The organism is Bacteroides caecigallinarum (assembly GCF_021530995.1).
In the GTDB taxonomy this organism is placed as follows: Bacteria; Bacteroidota; Bacteroidia; order Bacteroidales; family Bacteroidaceae; genus Phocaeicola; species Phocaeicola faecigallinarum.
Genome location: NZ_JADYTF010000081.1, coordinates 1 through 18,076 on the forward strand (window position 1 = coordinate 1; position 18,076 = coordinate 18,076).

At 39.8% G+C, this 18,076-nt stretch carries 19 protein-coding genes; 10 read left to right on the forward strand and 9 right to left on the reverse strand.

Annotation, left to right across the window (positions count from 1 at the left end; genetic code table 11):
* Positions 1 to 38 precede the first annotated feature (38 nt).
* The gene (locus I6E24_RS11085) at positions 39 to 662 is read right to left on the reverse strand and encodes an HU family DNA-binding protein (protein WP_235328607.1); all 624 of its coding nucleotides are present in this window, start codon (positions 660 to 662) and stop codon (positions 39 to 41) included.
* Positions 663 to 1,020: 358 nt separating this feature from the next.
* Between I6E24_RS11085 and I6E24_RS11090 the strand changes: the two genes are divergently transcribed.
* From I6E24_RS11090 to I6E24_RS11105, 4 genes are read left to right on the forward strand one after another with little or no spacing between them, the layout of a single operon-like run.
* Positions 1,021 to 1,587, forward strand: coding sequence for a Crp/Fnr family transcriptional regulator (locus I6E24_RS11090; RefSeq protein ID WP_235328608.1), 567 nt, complete (start codon positions 1,021 to 1,023; stop codon positions 1,585 to 1,587).
* Between the two features lie 42 nt (positions 1,588 to 1,629).
* The gene (locus I6E24_RS11095) at positions 1,630 to 2,721 is read left to right on the forward strand and encodes an acyltransferase (RefSeq protein WP_235328609.1); all 1,092 of its coding nucleotides are present in this window, start codon (positions 1,630 to 1,632) and stop codon (positions 2,719 to 2,721) included.
* A gap of 34 nt (positions 2,722 to 2,755) precedes the next feature.
* Positions 2,756 to 3,922, forward strand: a complete 1,167-nt coding sequence (locus I6E24_RS11100) for an acyltransferase family protein (RefSeq protein WP_235328610.1) — start codon at positions 2,756 to 2,758, stop codon at positions 3,920 to 3,922.
* A 58-nt stretch (positions 3,923 to 3,980) separates the two neighbouring features.
* Positions 3,981 to 4,274 (forward strand): hypothetical protein, encoded by a 294-nt coding sequence (locus I6E24_RS11105; protein ID WP_204402343.1) that lies wholly within the window; start codon positions 3,981 to 3,983, stop codon positions 4,272 to 4,274.
* A 6-nt stretch (positions 4,275 to 4,280) separates the two neighbouring features.
* Here I6E24_RS11105 and I6E24_RS11110 read toward each other — a convergent pair whose 3' ends face one another.
* The 8 genes from I6E24_RS11110 to I6E24_RS11145 all read right to left on the reverse strand — a co-directional run bounded on the left by I6E24_RS11110 (position 4,281) and on the right by I6E24_RS11145 (position 14,206).
* Positions 4,281 to 5,828, reverse strand: a complete 1,548-nt coding sequence (locus tag I6E24_RS11110) for an ATP-binding protein (RefSeq protein ID WP_204402341.1) — start codon at positions 5,826 to 5,828, stop codon at positions 4,281 to 4,283.
* Between the two features lie 342 nt (positions 5,829 to 6,170).
* Positions 6,171 to 6,806: a porin family protein gene (locus I6E24_RS11115; protein WP_204402339.1), complete on the reverse strand. Its 636-nt coding sequence runs from the start codon at positions 6,804 to 6,806 to the stop codon at positions 6,171 to 6,173.
* A gap of 28 nt (positions 6,807 to 6,834) precedes the next feature.
* Positions 6,835 to 7,800, reverse strand: a complete 966-nt coding sequence (locus I6E24_RS11120; protein WP_204402338.1) for a DUF4249 domain-containing protein — start codon at positions 7,798 to 7,800, stop codon at positions 6,835 to 6,837.
* A 6-nt stretch (positions 7,801 to 7,806) separates the two neighbouring features.
* Complete coding sequence (locus tag I6E24_RS11125; RefSeq protein ID WP_235328611.1) at positions 7,807 to 10,377, reverse strand: carboxypeptidase-like regulatory domain-containing protein; 2,571 nt, start codon at positions 10,375 to 10,377, stop codon at positions 7,807 to 7,809.
* A gap of 2 nt (positions 10,378 to 10,379) precedes the next feature.
* Positions 10,380 to 11,195: a FecR family protein gene (locus I6E24_RS11130; RefSeq protein WP_235328612.1), complete on the reverse strand. Its 816-nt coding sequence runs from the start codon at positions 11,193 to 11,195 to the stop codon at positions 10,380 to 10,382.
* Between the two features lie 67 nt (positions 11,196 to 11,262).
* On the reverse strand, positions 11,263 to 11,775 hold the full coding sequence (locus tag I6E24_RS11135) for an RNA polymerase sigma-70 factor (RefSeq protein ID WP_235328613.1): 513 nt from the start codon (positions 11,773 to 11,775) through the stop codon (positions 11,263 to 11,265).
* Between the two features lie 173 nt (positions 11,776 to 11,948).
* A complete protein-coding gene (locus I6E24_RS11140) occupies positions 11,949 to 13,184 on the reverse strand; it encodes a hypothetical protein (protein ID WP_235328614.1) in 1,236 nt (411 codons plus the stop codon).
* A gap of 110 nt (positions 13,185 to 13,294) precedes the next feature.
* The gene (locus I6E24_RS11145; protein ID WP_235328615.1) at positions 13,295 to 14,206 is read right to left on the reverse strand and encodes a cation diffusion facilitator family transporter; all 912 of its coding nucleotides are present in this window, start codon (positions 14,204 to 14,206) and stop codon (positions 13,295 to 13,297) included.
* Positions 14,207 to 14,368: 162 nt separating this feature from the next.
* Here I6E24_RS11145 and fldA point away from each other — a divergent pair, with 162 nt between their 5' ends.
* From fldA to I6E24_RS11175, 6 genes are all read left to right on the forward strand, one after another.
* Complete coding sequence (gene fldA / locus I6E24_RS11150) at positions 14,369 to 14,872, forward strand: flavodoxin FldA (protein ID WP_235328616.1); 504 nt, start codon at positions 14,369 to 14,371, stop codon at positions 14,870 to 14,872.
* A gap of 28 nt (positions 14,873 to 14,900) precedes the next feature.
* Positions 14,901 to 15,269: a DUF2023 family protein gene (locus I6E24_RS11155; RefSeq protein ID WP_235328617.1), complete on the forward strand. Its 369-nt coding sequence runs from the start codon at positions 14,901 to 14,903 to the stop codon at positions 15,267 to 15,269.
* A 49-nt stretch (positions 15,270 to 15,318) separates the two neighbouring features.
* The gene (locus tag I6E24_RS11160) at positions 15,319 to 15,693 is read left to right on the forward strand and encodes a YbaN family protein (RefSeq protein WP_235328618.1); all 375 of its coding nucleotides are present in this window, start codon (positions 15,319 to 15,321) and stop codon (positions 15,691 to 15,693) included.
* Positions 15,681 to 16,676, forward strand: a complete 996-nt coding sequence (locus I6E24_RS11165) for an aminodeoxychorismate synthase component I (protein WP_235328619.1) — start codon at positions 15,681 to 15,683, stop codon at positions 16,674 to 16,676. Before I6E24_RS11160 ends, I6E24_RS11165 begins: the two co-directional genes overlap by 13 nt.
* Complete coding sequence (locus I6E24_RS11170) at positions 16,660 to 17,265, forward strand: aminotransferase class IV family protein (RefSeq protein ID WP_235328620.1); 606 nt, start codon at positions 16,660 to 16,662, stop codon at positions 17,263 to 17,265. The genes I6E24_RS11165 and I6E24_RS11170 overlap by 17 nt, the downstream gene beginning before the upstream one ends.
* A gap of 118 nt (positions 17,266 to 17,383) precedes the next feature.
* Positions 17,384 to 18,016: a DKNYY domain-containing protein gene (locus I6E24_RS11175; protein ID WP_235328621.1), complete on the forward strand. Its 633-nt coding sequence runs from the start codon at positions 17,384 to 17,386 to the stop codon at positions 18,014 to 18,016.
* The last annotated feature ends 60 nt before the right edge of the window (positions 18,017 to 18,076 follow it).

Sequence of the window (18,076 nt, forward strand, 5' to 3'; positions counted from 1 at the left end):
GATTCATTCTTCGTACTTGATATGACTATAGGTTAATATTATTCCCTCACATAAACCTTATGCGTTCCCAACCCCTTTATTGCAATTCCAGACTCTGTATCAGCTGCCCATGATTTTAGTTCTTTTGCGGCTGTAGTACGGTTAAGCTCTGTCATCTTTGAATATTCACTCACCGTAAGGAAAGGATTCTCTTCGAGATATCTTTTTGCCATCTCCAGCCTCTCTTCAGCGGTAGTCTTAGGTATTCTGCATTTTTTCACTCCCGAACCTCGTTCAAGGTTGCAAAGAGTATTTGTTTCGTTGATAAGTGTCCTCTCGGCACGGAAGTTTATTCCTCCAATCTCTATGCTGGCAGCGTTACGGCGCGGAGAGTTTCCTTCTATATTTTCTCTTTCCTTGCCTTTTTTCAGCTTGACTGTGGGAGTGAAAAGACCGATTCCCTCTATTCGTACAGAACGTCCTTCCGCCATGAAACGTGCCATCGCTCCGGCTATAAGATCCAAAGCTCCGCGGACCTCACCACGATTGAATGTAGAACCTTTGATGCTTGCTTCCACCAGTTCGTCAGTTTCGCAAGTACCTGTAATTTCCATTCTCGGATAAAGTATTGTTTCGCCTTCTTTCCTCATGTCGGGCATTTCCTGCATGAAATATTTTGCCATAATCTTAAAGGTATTAAGTGGTTGTTAAATTAATTATTTCAGTTCTCTAAATTATAAATTCTTTGGCATTTTCTATAAATATAAGTTATATCTATATAAACATAATTTGTGTTTTTATAAATATAAGTTGTATTTATATATAAATAATCTGTATATATAAATTATGTAAGTACAAATATAAATTTTAATCAGCAGATTTACAATTTATTGTGCAGATAAATGTGGGCGTGTGGAGGGGAAAATGATGATTTATGTGTTGCAAAACAAAATCATTGTGTGAAATCTTTTGTCGTAAAATAAATCTATGTAACTTTACCACTTGATGTTTATTTGAATTTAATTCTTGTGTATAAATATAATGAAAAATATTATAGAAACCATCAGAAAGCATTATCCAGTGACAGATTTGACAATTCAGGAATTGATATCATATCTGACTCCTTGTTGCTTCCCGAAAAAGTATCAGCTCATTAAGGAGGGTGTATATTGCAAATATGCCTATTTCATAGAGAAAGGTATGCTGAGGGCATATTGGATTGTCGATGGGGAAGAATATACAACATCTTTTGGTGCGGAAGGATGTATGGTTTTCAGTATGGACGAACTTTATTATAACAGGAAAAGCGAGGAATATGTTGAGACGCTGGAGGATGTGGAAGCTTACAGAATAAATATAAGTGACCTTAAAAAACTTATGGAGACAAACATTGAGTTATGCAATTGGGGAAGGATAATACATCAGAATGAGTACAGAAGATTGCACCAAAGCCATAAGGAGCGACTGGCTCTTCCGGCCAAAGAACGTTATGAAGAGTTCCGTAAGCAATTTCCTGAAGTCTGTAAAAGGGTTAATCTGACATATATAGCATCGTATCTTGGGATAACTCTTTCTACACTCAGCAGATTGAGGAACGAAAGGCCATAATTTGATTTAGGACAAATTTTTATTGAATGATAGAGTATATCTTTGTGCAATGATATTAAATTACTAATTATGATAGCACAAAGAACAGCTCATTATCAGTATGATTTGGATGTGTTAAGAACTCTTGCATGTTTTCTTGTAGTTTGGCAGCACGTGACGGAATGTTATTACATTCTACCGGATTTTAATATTTCAAACAATTCTGATACATCTATAATAGGTTGGATAAACAGCCTTACACCTATTGAAGTTCCGCTTTTCGTTATGATATCAGGATATTTCCTTTTACCTATGAATACTGATATCGTTCAGTTTTTCAAGAGAAGGATTATGCGTGTGATATATCCGTTTATTGTATGGTGTATAGTTTATGCATTGTACTATGTATTTAAAAATGGAGACTCATGGCAGGATTTCTTTGTCAATATTTTACATATACCTGTCAATTTCGGTACCGAGGTAGGGCATTTATGGTTCATTTATATGATTCTTGGGCTGTATATGCTTACTCCGATAATCTCGCCATGGCTTGAACAAAGCTCCAAGAAACAGATACAGGGATATTTGTGTTTATGGGGATTGACTAACTGCCTTCCGTATATTCATCTGTTTTTTCCTGCGGTATTGGGTGAATGTTTCTGGAATCCCTCTCCAATGCTATATTATTTTACAGGATTTGCCGGATATTATGTCTTAGGCTTTTATATACGGCGTTACGGAGCATTATCATTACAAAAATCAATATTACTTATAATTATCGGTTATTTATTTACCGCATTTTTTTATCAGTACAGACTTGGGGTTGCAACCAATGTTAGCGAACTTGAGCTTGGATGGCGTTTTTGTGCAATAAACATATCTGTTATGGCTTTAGGTGTTTTCTCTTTAGTCAAGAATATCAATTGGAAAGAAAAGGGGGCTATTCCAAAATTTATTGCTGATATTTCATCAAAAAGTTACGCTGTATATTTTATTCATCTTATGATTATTTTACTGCTACAGCCTGTGATGAATACATCTGCGTTTCCTGTTTATATTAAAATACCATTGATTACTATATCATGTTTTTTGACTTCATACTTGATTATAAGTGTATTATATTTAATACCAGGTCTAAAAAAATGGATAGGATAGTACTATTAAAATAAAAAACCTAATTTATACTAATATGAATAAAGTAATATCATCATCGGCTTTCACAGATACGAAGCCTCATTATGAACTTCTTGACGGACTGAGGGGAGTAGCAGCTCTGCTTGTAGTGTTTTATCATATTTTCGAGGGATTCTCTTTTGCCGGAGGAGGAACACTCATTACTACAATTAACCATGGTTATCTGGCTGTGGATTTCTTCTTCATCCTTTCCGGATTTGTTATCGGATATGCGTATGATGACAGATGGAAAAGGAATATGACGCTTAAGGACTTTTTCAAGCGAAGGCTTATCCGACTTCATCCTATGATAATAATGGGAGCTGTAATTGGTATAATTGCTTTCTTCGTTCAGGGAGGTGTGAAATGGGACGGAACTCATGTAGCTACATCTATGGCTATGCTGGCACTGTTGCTGACTATGTTCTTTATTCCTGCATGTCCGGGAGCGGGATACGACATTCGTGGTAATGGGGAAATGTTTTCACTTAACGGACCAAGCTGGTCGCTCTTTTTCGAATACATAGGCAATATTCTTTATGCTCTTTTCATTCATCGTCTTGGGAATAAGGCTTTGACAGTGTTGGTAGTACTTCTTGGATTAGCACTTTCATGGTTCGCATTGTTCGATGTAGTGGGCTACGGGATGATAGGTGTGGGATGGACTCTAGATGGTATGAACTTCTGGGGAGGTATGCTTAGGATGCTTTTCCCTTTCACTCTCGGTATGCTTATTTCAAGAAACTTCCGTCCTTTCAAGGTTAGGGGAGCTTTCTGGATTTGCAGTGTAGTGTTGACTACGGTCTTTTGTGTTCCGTATATTGAAGGAAAATCACCTGTATGCCTTAACGGGGTGTTCGAGATGATATGTATTGCCATTGTATTTCCTATCCTTGTATGCATAGGTGCATCGGGAGGGACTACATACAAACATCCGGCAAATGTATGCAAATTTCTTGGCGATATATCATATCCACTGTATGCAGTTCACTATCCTGTGATGTATGTGTTCTACTCTTGGCTTATAGAGAACAAACTCTATACACTGGAGGAAACATGGATGGTTTCGGCAATGGTTTATTTCGGCAGCATAGCATTGGCATACGCATGTCTGAAATTTTATGATGAACCTGTAAGGAAATGGCTTGGCAATAAGTTTGTTAAATCAAAACCGACTGTATAGTTGTTTGCTTGTATTTGTTCTCAAGTTTTATTACCTTAGGGGAACAAAATATTATAGTATGGGAACTTTAGGATGCATAAACGACATGATGCGTCGTGACAAGGAGAACCGTGAGCTGAGAAACAGAAACCGCGAGCGGATGAATGATACGCGTAACCGCCTCATAGAGGTGGGGAAGGGGCGTGAACTTCCGGATATGTCGGCCGACAGTATAGACCATATAAGGAAAAATACAGTGGAAAAGGAGAGGGCTGATAACGACAAGTTGTTTCGTCTGAAACTGAAGTTTGCTGTGATCGTTGGTGTGGCACTGTTGCTATTTTATGTTGCTTACGTGCTGATAATAAAATAAAATTTTTTACTCAATAATCCATTTCTCTATACTTTTAATATTGTTATTGAAATTGACTCCTACCTTTATGAGTTTTCTTCCGTCCGAGGCAAACGGCAGTGCATATTGTTTGTCGTTGATCTGTTTTATAGCTTCTTCGGCTGTGCCTTCCAGCTTGAACTCCATGATATAGATATAGTCGTTTGTTTTTACAACCATATCTATGCGTCCGGATGATGTATGGTATTCCACTTCTGTGTAGAATCCGAGCAATCGGAATACTATGAAGAGTACATTCTGATAATGCAGTTCCAACTGGCGTGTCAGCTCGTAAGGTATATCTGCAAAGAAACTTTGCAGGCGGGTCATGAAACTGTCGATGTCGCCTTTTCTAACATCCTGAACAAATGATATTATCTGGAATGATGACTTTCCGGGTTCAATTGAAGCATAATATGGCAATAGGAATCTTGTGAATCCGTCTTCCACTTCACGGTTTGGAAAACCGAGGTTGTATGTCCTGAATTCTTTATCGTACCCTTTTATAGTGAGATAACCGCTTTGATAGAGGATAGGTACAGGATTTGTGTACATAGAGTCTATCCCTCCGAGTGTGTCGGCAAAGGCCACTTCTTCTGTCAGACCGTAGAGGTTATAACTACTCCTTTTGAGCAGTTCCACCAAGAATGTAGGAGTACCAGTCTCGAACCAGAAACTTCCGAACTCACGGCTTTTCATTACGTTGAGTATGCTGAAAGGATTGTATATACCTTCCGGGCTGCTACTGAAATGGTAACCGTCGTACCATAGTTTTAGCTTCTGGCATGTCTCTTCGTATGTCATATCGTTTCTTTCTCCGAGGTCTTTTATTTCATCGGGGAAATAGCGCAACAATTCTTCTTCCGTTATTCCGCAGAGATTGTTGTAATCTCTAAGGATTGAAATGTCCTCTAAGTTGTTAAGATCGCTGAATACACTTACCTTACTGAACTTTGTAACTCCGGTAAGCAGTGCAAAACGCAGATACTGGTCGCTGCTTTTAAGAACTCCATAAAAAGCTTTCAGTGTGTTGCGGTACTCGTCCATGAGTTCGTCATTGCCTATAGCCTGGAGCATAGGCTTGTCGTATTCGTCGATAAGAACTACTACATTACGGCCGGTTGTTATACTTATCTTCTCTATAAGGTAAGAAAATCTTTCTTCCGGAGAGCGATCTTTTTTTTCATCGCCATACATCTGTTCCCATTTTTCAAGATGTTGGTTCAGTATTGCAGTAGGTGAAAGTTTGTCTTCGTATTTTTTTGAATTCAGGTCAAGATGTAGAACCGGGTATTCTTTCCATTCAGTTTCCAACTTTTCCATGGCAAGCCCCTTGAAAAGGTCTTTCTTCCCAAGAAAATATGCCTCAATGGTCGATACAAGAAGACTTTTTCCGAAACGTCGCGGACGGCTCAGAAAATAGTATTTACCTGTCTTCACCATTCTGTATATGAGTTCTGTCTTGTCTATATACAGATATTTCCCTTCTCTGATTTCTCTGAAACTTTGTATGCCTACCGGATATAGATTGTTCATAATGGCAGTTTGCTTAACTATATAACATAGTATCACAAAAGTAATGTTTTTTTCTGATATTCCAAAAGATGAGTCTTTGCAAACCTTTTTAAAAGCCTTTTAAACACTGTTTAAATGCTTTTTAAACAGTGATTAAAACTGAAATGATGAAGTCACCGATTTGTTGTACGGATTATAGGTAGTAGTTCCGCACGAACTAAGACATGCGGAAAGACAGATTACTGCGAGGAATATAAAAAGCTTCATGTGAATTAATTAATAATTAAAAATTAATAGATAAGAGTTGTTAGTTTTTAGTTATTAGAGGCATTCTGATGGGAACTAACAACTAAGAACTAAAAATTAAAAATAATACGTCAGTGATACTACAAACGTCCTGTTCTTGGTCTCAGGTTTGTTCATATAAGCATTTTTCATACCCCAGTCATATCCTATTGCTATCTGTGTGTGACGCGCAATTTCCACTCCGGCACGGAAACCTATTCCCCAGTCGAAGCGTGGTGAGAGTCCGTCTTTGAACATATTGTTTGATGATATTCCTGTTTCCGTTTTGCCGTCTGGATATGTAGTCGTATAATTCATCTTGCCAAACATTCCGATGTTGAAGTACGGACCTGCGTTTACGAAAATGCTTAGATTGTCATTGACCTTGAATTTATAACCTAAGTGGATTGGTATGTTCAGGTAGTAAGGTGTTGTGTCCCATTCTAATTCTTTTCCGGTTCCGTTCTCGTATGCAGGTGTGGATTTCCAACCGTATGATGAAATCATCAGTCCGAAATCGGTGTACAATCCTTTCTGTGCATCCCTGAAAGCATATTCACCTTTCAGTCCGGCATGGAAACCTGATTTTGATTCGTTTGCTATCATAGAGTTAAGGTTGTAACCTCCGGAAAGTCCGTATCTGAATTCCTGTGCTTGTGATGTCGCAAATACTATTGCAGACATTGCGATAGTGAGTAAAAATTTCTTTTTCATAAGTCTATGTTTAAATAATTGATTATTCTTAGTTCCTTTTGTCTTTTGGGTTATCAATCCAGTCGGTTTCGTAAATATTGCATCCGCCCAAAAGACCGATACCGTTTTCTATGTTTGTGTAGTGGCTGCGAATAGGAGCAAGGCCGTATTCTCCTAATTCATTGTTGTTAATATCGTTTACTGATTTCAGATACTGGTACATTTCTTCCGAGAATCGGTAAAGACAGATTTTGAACTTGATGGTTTCTATCATTTCATCATCATTATAGCCTTCGTAATAATATGTACTGGGTTGTAATGTATAGCTTTTCCCATTAAGCATGGTGTCGTCCCACAGATATATGTCACGGTAATAAGTTTTTGAAATGTCAAAAATCTCGTCAAAGCCTACTTTATTAAATAGCAGGGGTTCTTCATCAAGTTTCAGGTCTATTCCTTCGATTTTCTCTTCATCATCAACTTCACCATAGTAATGTGTTACTGTATTCCTTACTATTCTCATTCCGTAATAGTCCTTTGTCTCTGCATTATCAGTAAATGATATGCGGAACTGTATTTCTCTGCCGTATGAACCGTTTTCTAAAACCATTTCCCACTTGTCCAATGGGAAGGCTTGTGGTATTACAGTACTTGATTTTGCCGTAGGCATATCCGGATATGATGCCTCCAAGTCTATCTTGTCGCCTTCCTTCAGTTTGCCAAGAACATAGTATGAATTAGCAGGTAGCAAGTCAGTCGCTTTGTCAGTATATTTTATCTCCTTTTCCACTCCGTTCAACTTAAATGTTATGTCCGGTTTGTCAGAAGTGTTTGTACCTTTATTGTTTACAGTTGTGCTTTGCGATACCTGTATCAGTGTAGTGTCGCTGAGGGTGTTTGGCATACAGAATACTACAGGCTTTCTTTTAGCCTCTATATCATCTATACTGAATTCGTATGTACAAGATGATAATGTAATCAGTAGTGATGCAATATATATAAATTTATGTCTCATATCAGTTTAAAATTTAAGTGTGTAGCTGAATGATGGAATAATAGGGAATACACCCTGTCCTTTTCCGGTGAATGTACCGTCCTTGTTCTGTTTTACTGTGGCATACAATGGATTCATCCTGCAATAGGCATTGTAAAGACTGACATTCCATATTCTCTCAAAGCCTCTTTTAGTGGTTTTGCGGAAGTTTATACCCAAGTCAAGTCTGTGATAGGCCGGCAGGGATACATTGTTCGGGGTTTCATAAACCATAATGCTTTCGTTCGTATTCTCTGTTCCCGGTATAGCCGGAGCTTCTATTTTTTGCGTAGGGATTGTCATACGGTTTCCGCTATGGAAGTTCCATGATGCGTATGCGTCAATCCTGTCGCTGAACTTGTGGCTCAGGTTGATAGAGAATTTATGACGGTTGTCGAACTTGTCCGGGTACCATGACTGATGGAAGTCCGGGAAGAATCTCTTGCTCCACGAAAGAGTGTAGGATGCATCGACGGATGTTTTTCCGTTACTGTAGCTGATGTCTGCTTCCGCGCCGTATGCCTTTCCTTTTCCTGTCCGTACATTTTCCTCCCAGTCGTCGGCAGACGGGTTGAGTTGGTTATCGCCATTGTATTCTATCAGATTGTTCATGGTCTTATAGAATCCTTCTATGCTTAATCTGATGTTATACGGAAGTCTGCTGTATATCCCTGCTGAGTATTGTCGCGACCTCATAGGGGTGATTTTTTCAGTAGAAGGCACCCAATAGTCTGTCGGCAGGTTCAGGTAGGTAGCCGATAGCTGATGCATGAACTGGCTCATCTCCGTATATGATACCTTGAAACTTGCATTGTTGCATATCTTGATGTTCATTGCTGCGCGTGGCTCTACAGAGTGATATTTCGTACCTGCAATACCGAACATGGTGTAGTGTATTCCACCGTTCAGTTTCAGACGGCTGCCAAGCGAGATGTCATCTTCGGCATAGAGGGTAAATTCATTACTCTTGTACTGACTTTTTATTTTGTCTGTCAGTTCGTTGTTCGCCGCATTGTCATACTTTGAGTAGAAATTCTGCGGCATGAAGATGTGGCGCATATAGTTTGAACCGAAACGGATGTGATTCCATGTGTTTGGACGATAGTCGAACTCCATTCTGTAGCCGAAATCGTTTATGGTGGAATGGTTGTTCTGGATTTTTATTATTGCACCGTCCAATCCCTCTATATATCCCAAACGTTCTTCACTCAGATAGTCGAATTTGGAGCGGTTATGGGTATATACTCCGGTAAAATTTGCAAACAGTTTGTGAGAAAAGATATATTTCCAGTTGACCGATGCGGTGAAGTTTCCCCATTGCAGATTGAACTTGTCTATGTTTGAAAGTTCCGAAGAATAAGAATATGCCTTGTTGTTCACTTTCAGAAGGTCATTGCCGGAATACAGGCTGACATCCGCACGACTCTTTTCAGAAAATATGTGAGTAACTTTCGCATTGATGTCGTGGAAGGCATATCTTGTATTTATCTTGTCGCGTCTGCTTGTATTCATTATGGCTAATGAGGGGGCTGTGAGTAAATCTATCCATGTGCGTCGCATAGCCACATTGAACGAGGTGCGGTCTTTTACTATCGGTCCTTCAAACTGTATTCTGCCTTCAAGAAGTCCGAGCGTGAAACTTCCGTGATATTCTTTCATGTTTCCGTCGTTTGTACGGACATCTACTACCGATGACAGTCGTCCGCCGTAACGGGCTGGGAAGCCGCTCTTGTAGAAGTCGATGTTCTTTACAATATCTGTATTGAAAGCAGAGAACAGTCCTCCGGCATGGTTCACTTGATATAGTGGTGTACCGTCGAGCAGGAAAAGGTTCTCGTCGTTCCCGCCGCCGTGAACATAAAGTCCGGAGATGAGCTCCGTGCCGCTGGCTACTCCCGACAGACTTTGAAGCTTCTTTACTACATCAGGCGAGCTCATGAAGTTACTTCCGCTTACGAAGTCCTTTGCCGTAAGCGAAACTTTTCCGGTCTGTGTAGTGTAGATAGGGGAGTTTAGGTCGGCAGTAACCACCACCTCATTTATGCGGTAATCCGCCTTCAGGTATATGTTCTGCGATTTGTTTCCTTTTAGCGTAATATCTTCCGTCTGTTCGCCACAGCTGATATGCGAGAAACGGATTTTATGTTTTCCTTCGTTAAGCGTAAGACTGTAGAAACCATGCTCGTTTGTCAGTGTACCTGTATTGGAGGTGACGTCCCAGACTGTGGCGTTTATCACTGTCTCGCCATTCTCCTGATAGATATATCCGCTTAATGTATATGATGAGAGTCTTTTCAGTATAACATAGTCACCGTCTATCTCCCATTTGATGCCGGTGTTGCTGAATATTGTTTTAAGGCTGTTTTCAAGGCTTACCATACTTGGTTTCTTGCCTGAATAAGGTATGTTCAGCTTTATTGACGAGTCGTAAACAAAGCTTACAGGGTATATACTCTTCACCTGCCCCATCATGTCTTCTACAGTGACTCTGCCTTGTGAATTTATTGATGAAACGCATATTGTAGAAAACAGAAGGATTATTGATATTATTCTGTTCATGTTCAGTCTTTTCTTGTTATTTTGATGTCTAGTGTCTTTTCTATCAGTGAGATAATTTCGTCCAAGCTGTCCGTTTTGAACTCGGCTGTAATGGTCTTGAAATGTTCGGACGCATAAAGGCTTTTTCCGTAATAAAGTGATAGTTCCTTCATTACGGCATCTATAGGAGTATTCTTGTAAACGAACTTTCCTGTAGCCCATGCTGACGGGTTAGGAAAGGCAGTGCTTGTTATTTCAGGCATTTCGTCTTCGTGCTTCAGTGTTCCGCTCATATCCTTTGTGAGGATAATGCCTTTGGAACTGTTCTTGCCCTTGAACATTACCTTTCCGGATTTTACATACACGTTTGTGACAGTGTCCTGCATACGTTCGTCAATTTCAAATTCAGTTCCGAGGACTTTGACTTGTGCATACATTGCTGTAGCCGTGAATGGTGACTGCTCGTTTCTGCGGACAGAGAAAAAGACTTTTCCTGACATATTTACTTCGCGTGACTTCTTTCCATAATTATCGGAGTCGTATTCCAATGTAGAACCTTTGGAGAGTATGGCAAGTGTGCTGTCCGGCAGGAAATGTCTGGTGATTCCTGCATCCGCAGTGACTGATATCATGTTACTGTCACTTCGGCTTAACAGTGTATAGCTTACTATACATATCAATATTGCAGCAGCTATGCCGGATGAGTATATCCATAATCTTTGCAGATTATTCCGCTGTCTGATGCCTGTTATTTTGTTCAGAGCCTTGGCCGTGTCCAGTTTCCCGTGTCTGTAATATCTGAGGACGAACTGCAAGTTTTTTTCTTCTTTATCTTTCATGATTGTACTTTGTTTTTAGATAAGACGCAAAGTATTGAAAAAGCGACTATGCCGAAATGAAAAAAAATTATCCGAAAAAGAACAAATATACTTTGCGGATACCTTCTTTGAGGTTTTTTAGAGCTTTGTTCATCTGATTTTTTACCGTGTTCACGGAGATGTTCATCCTGACGGCTATTTCCTCATACTTCATTCCGTCGCGTTTTGCAAGCAGGAACACTTCCCTGCATTTTTCCGGCAGTGAGTCTATAGCAGTCCATAGTCGGGCTTCGTCGTACGAACGTTCCTCGCATTCCTCTTCGGAAATAATGCCTTCAAGGTCGGACGGCTGTACATTGCTGTCTATCAGTGAGTCTTTCTTTGCGATATCTATACAGCGGTTCCTTACCATAGAATACAGATATGATTTTATATCAGAAATCTCCATTCCTGAGTCTTTCCGCTCCCAAAGCTCGGCAAAACAGTCCTGCACCGTGTCTTCCGCATTGTCTATATCGTGGAGATAATGCAATGCGAAAAGGCATAACGGACGGTAGTATATACGAAAATTTTCCTTAAATGTGTCGGTATTTATAGCCATAATGTGTCGTATCGTGTGATCTATATTTCATAGATGACGGTAAATATATGTTTTACTACTATTAAGCCCCAGTATCTTTAACAACATTTAAGGGTATATGGTTTTATAAAAAAAGACAGCGCATAATTTGTTGAAAATTCCTGCGCTGTCATCTTTCATGTTTCTTGAATAATTTAGAAATAATACATCATCAATCCAAGGATTCTGTGATTTGTAACGTTGTGGGTGTTGATAACACGGCCGTTTGAAAAGTCGGTATCTCCATACCATGCTGTTGTAGGAACGTATTCCAATCCAATCTGCCAGTGTGGAAGATTGTATGAGAAAGCTAGATTGAATGAGCAAATCTGGTCAATGTTCAGCCCCATTCCGTATTGTTCGGACGAAACTAGAGGACTGTCGCATCCTAACTTCTTTGTGTATCCGGCGAAAAAATGAGCTTTCCATTTCTTACCGTAAGTAAAGTTCATCCATGAAGTGGAATGGCGCATAGGTGTGTATTCCTGTTCGCCTGTAACCGGATCTATGTTTGATATTCCATATCCTCCGAGTAAAGCTGTGTGGTCAAGACATGAGGCTAATATTGTCTTTGCAGCAAACCGCCATTGTATAGATTTATATTCCAAATGTGCTTCGCAGGAGAATGTTGTCATACGTTCGTTTACTTTGAAACGTTGTTGTATCCCTGTTTCATCAACTACTGTAGTATGCGTTCGTGGTTTGAGAGAAATAAAATGAATACCTGCTCCGGCAGTAAATCCCTTGCTCCTGTAATCTGCACCCAGGTAAAATTCCGGCAGACAACTGTTTTTCAGATAGTTTTCGCTTGCCCCTTCAGGACCTGATGACATGTATTGAAGTTGCCATAAAGCAGATGCCGTGAAATTCATTTTTCCGGAATTGAATCTTAAAGTGATTTGCGGTTCTCGGTTAAATGGTTGGAACGGTGCTCCGGTGGAAAGATTCAATACGTCGGGAACAACACTCCCGAACAACGGGTGCCATGTCTGACCTATAAGCAGATTGGTATGTTTCCAGTCTAAAGCCACATAAGCCTGGCGTATTCTGAGCATTGTGGTACTAAGTGAGAAACCTCCGAAATCGACTTCCACTTTTGCGCTTGATTTTGCTTTGCCTATATCCGGACCCTTCATGTCAACTCCCAAACGGGTAGTAAATGTGTAGAAGCTTCCATTTGGCGTGGCATTAATGTCGTTTCCACGGCTGTCGAAATCGTTGTCCAGAGGGTAAAGATAGAAATTTCCGTCCACCGGTGCCTGATTGGCACGTGTATTATAGAACAGATCTCCACGTACGAATCCGTAGAAATGATATGAAAAGTTCTTCTTTTGTGCCGCAATCGAACACGACAGACTCATTAATGCAATTAATACAATCGTATTTTTCATAGTTTGTATTGATTTCTTGGCTGTTTGTTAGTAAAACTCGTATTTATATGTCATTTTGCGAATATATAAAAAGTTTTTTATTGTATTAATAAACACAAAAGTTTTTTGGGTTATTTACATGAATAAGCCTGACATTCTGTTCCCTCTGTTTCAGTTTCGATTGTACAATGATGCACTCCTGATTTATGGAAAATCTCTCTTACTTCTGTCTTGACATTTTCCATGTCATTAAGGTCTTTTATAACAATGTGAATGGTAGCGGCAAAATCAGTGGTGCTGATAGCCCAGATATGAAGGTGATGCCAGCTTTCTATCTTGTTATAATTGCGTAAGTCTTCTATGATGTGCTCTTTGTCAACGGATGATGGAACGGCATCAAGCGTCATAAGCAGACTCTCTTTGAGCAGATTGTAGGTGGAGAACATGATTATTATTGCCAATACGATACCGATTACCGGGTCTATCCATACCCATTCAGTGTAACTTATTATGATTCCCGATACTACAACACCAACTGACACAAGTGTATCCATAAGCATGTGAAGGTATGCGCCTTTTACGTTTATGTCCTGCTTGCTTCCACCCATCAGCAACCATGTGGTTAGTCCGTTTATCAGTATTCCTGCTCCGGCAGTCCAGCTTATGGCTGTACCTGATATCGGTTCCGGATTTTTCAGTTTATATATACTTTCTATTATGATGGCACCTACGGCAACAAGCAGTATAATGGCATTAATCAGAGAAATAAGTATAGTGGCTTTCTTATACCCGTACGTAAACTGTGGGGTTGATGCAGCCTTGCTCATTCTGAATGCGACAAGCACAAGTACAAGGCTGAAAACATCGCTAAGATTATGTCCGGCATCCGACAACAGTCCTACAGAATTGTATAGTAATCCTACAACAGTTTCAATCCCTACGAACAAGAGATTTAGCGCAATGCAGAAAATGAAAATCTTGCTCATTGAAGCAGAAATCTCATGATGATGGTGATAATGATTGTGGTGGTGATGAGTGTCCATAACATATATATTTTTCTTCAAAGATATGGAATTAGTTATAAAACTACCAAAGTTTAGGTAAGAAACCTGTTTCTGCTGACATTAAAATCATTATTTTTAGGTATTTCAGAAACACTTTGTTTGCACTTATTTTGCAATGTCAAATCAATTAAATGTAAGGAAATGAAAAAGACTGGAATTTTTTATGGTTCCACTACTGGAACCACAGAATCGGTGGCAGGAATGATTGCAGGTAAATTGGGAGTCTCATCTGCTGATGTACATGATGTAAGCAAGATGACTGCGGATATGGTAAATTCATACGATGTCCTTCTGCTGGGAACATCAACATGGGGCGACGGCGAGTTGCAGGACGACTGGTACGACGGTGTGAAGCTGTTGAAAGGGCTTGACCTCAGTGGCAAACTTGTCGGACTGTTCGGCTGTGGAGATTCAGAATCGTATCCGGATACGTTCTGCGATGGTATGGGAATTATCTATGAAGATTTGAAAGGCACCGGATGTGAGTTTATCAATGGAGTTCCTGATTCTGACTATACTTATTCTGCGTCAGTAGCAGTTGTTGACGGACAGTTTGTAGGTCTTGCCATTGACGAGATGAACGAGAGCGGAAAGACCGATGAAAGAGTGACTGCATGGACTGACCATATCAAGACTTTATTGTAAAAATATTTATACATAAAACCTATCGCCTATGATGATGCAAAATGTAAATCCTACTGACATGAAGGTGTTCCTAAACCATGTGTATGAGTTCAAGAAGGGAGTACGACAGATGGTTCTTTATACCATGAACAGGAAGAATCTTGAGTTTGCCGTAAACCGCCTGAAGAAACAGCGTATAAAGTTCGTCATACAGACAGTTGACGATGAACGCATCAACTTGTTCTTCGGCAAGGACGAATGTATCAATGCAATACGTATGATAGTCACCCGTCCGCTTAACCAGCTCACGCCGGAAGAGGATTTCATTTTGGGTGCCATGCTCGGGTATGACATCTGCGGGCAATGCAAACGTTATTGCGACCGCAAGATGAGAAAAAAATGTGTTATGATAAACTAAAATCAGGCTCGTATTTGTATTTCAGTCCCAATCATACTATTTTTGCAATATGAAATACATATACAGTGTCATAGGCTTTGTTTCGGTGTTGCTGGGCATTATAGGAATTTTCCTTCCTGTATTGCCCACAACACCTTTTCTATTGCTGGCGGCCGCATTGTTTTTCCGCTGTTCGCCCCGTGCTTATAAATGGCTGACCGAGCATCCACAGCTGGGACCTTATATAAAGAGTTTCCGCGAGGACAAATCCATTCCTTTGCGAATCAAGGTTATATCAGTAACTACTTTGTGGGTTACTGCAGTACACTGTATTGTCTTTATCTTTGATACGTGGTGGTTGAAACTGTTTATGGGAGTACTTGCCACTTGCATTACACTTTATATTCTTTCTTTTAAAACACGCAAAAACAAATGTCAAGACTAAACTTCCTGTTGCGCCAGGATGCCATAAAGAGAATGAACTATTATGGCAGAAGGGGAATCCCGTTCTTCTTTCTGATAGACTTTGATGAGGAAAACTGCATTGTCGAAGAACCTGACAATCTGCCTGACGATGAAATACTGTTTAGTTTCCCGTCTAGTGGAAATTATGGTGAAATGCCTTTTACTATGAAAGAACATTTCATGTGGGAGCCTCATCCGCAGACAATAGAGGAATATTCCCGTTCGTTCGACATTGTCTATAAAAATCTGTATGCAGGAAATTCATTCCTTACAAACCTTACTTGTGCAACACCGGTTGAAACAGATCTTACACTCAAGGATATATTTATTCATTCGCGTGCAAAGTACAGGCTCATGATGAAAGGTCGTTTTGTAATGTTCTCACCGGAAATTTTTGTGAGGATTACGGACGGTATGATCTATTCTTGCCCGATGAAAGGGACAATAGATGCGTCATATCCTTATGCGGCTTCCGTGATATTGAACGATGAGAAAGAATCGGCAGAGCATGCAACAATCGTGGATTTGATAAGAAATGATTTGAGCCAGATAGCATCCGAAGTGACTGTCACCAAATACAGATATATAGATGAGGTTCAGACGAACAACGGTACTTTGCTTCAGGTAAGCTCCGAAATACGAGGGAGACTGCCGGAGGATTTCTGCGATAAACTGGGAGATATGTTTTTCAGACTCTTGCCTGCAGGGTCAGTGACAGGAGCACCTAAGAAGAAAACAGTCGAGATAATACGTGAGGCAGAGACATACGACAGAGGATATTATACCGGAGTAACCGGATTCTTCGATGGAAAAAATCTTGACAGCGCGGTTATTATAAGATTTGTGGAACAGCTACCTGACGGCTCTTTGGTGTTCAAAAGCGGTGGAGGTATAACTTTTAAGAGTAATAAGGTAAGCGAATATGAAGAAATGATCCAGAAAGTATATGTGCCGTTTTATTGAGACAATATGTATAAATGATGGAGTGATAGATAATCTGTCGGCCCATAATGAGAGGATGAACAATACAATCCGTGTGCATTATGGCAGTTCTGCCATGCCTGTTTCTTTGGAGGACTTCATAACCGCTGAAGGTTGTAAAGGAAGAACCCGTTGCCGTGTGGAATATACTTCAGCGGTGGAGAAAGTAGAATATCTTCCGTACAGTATTCGTGAAGTGAAATCGCTGCAACTGGTAAACGACGATACGGCAGAGTATTCATTCAAATACGCTGACCGTTCGGTGCTGGACCGAAACTTTGCCTTGAGTGGCAATGCGGACGATGTAGTAATTGTCCGCTCCGGTATGCTGACAGATACTTCAATAGCAAATATCGCACTGTATAAAGAAGGAAAATGGTATACTCCCAAATATCCATTGCTGAAAGGAACACGCAGGGCAAGACTTCTGGCGGAAGGAATTATAGAGGAGGACATTATTATGGCAAACAGTTTACATAAGTATGAGAAAATCCGCCTTTTTAATGCAATGATCAGTTTTGGAGAGGTGGAAATAGATATAAATAATGTCTTTCCGATACTTGAAAAATAATTTAGCAAACAGTAATAGTACTTTTCCAAATATCTCAGTCTTAATAAAAATGGACGCAAGTTTGATATAGTACTGTAAATTTGTTATTTTTGTGAAAACAGATATTTTATGATATATTATGATAAACAGACTTTCTAAACTATTTGCAATCATTCTATTGATGTCAGTGCCTTCACTGATGTTGGCACAGTATTATTCTTATTCCAAGAGAAACGGTCAGGTCTATTATGACGGTAAGGTAATTCATGGAGCCGACTCACATTCTTTCCGTGATTTGGGTTACGGTTATGGTAAAGACAGAAATCATGTTTACAGATACGGAACTATATTGGAGTATGTAGATCCTTCTTCGTTCAAGGTTGACAGAAGATTTTCTTCCGATAACCGTCCGTCGCATGGTCGTCCCGATGGAGGATACCATAATTGTGAAAGACCGGGATATTATGTATCAACCTTCGATGTTTTTTATAATGGAGAGAAGATACCCGGAGCATCAGGCAGCAGTTTTGTAATTCTCAAAGAAGGATATGCCAAGGATGCATTCAATGTATATTGGATGGGAAAGAAAATCTCTGGGGCATCAACTTCTTCCTTCGTCTGTCTTGGAAACGGCTATGCCAAGGATGCTTTCAATGCTTACTGGGAAGGACGCAAGATAAATGGAGCTTCAACTTCATCATTCAAAGTTACGAGGGGATTCTATGCCGAGGATGCTTTCGATGTGTATTTTAAGGGAGAGAAACTTAAATAATCGCTCTCTTTTTAAGACTTAAAAATCAAAACAAAAAGTTTTTTATTGACAGGTCTATTA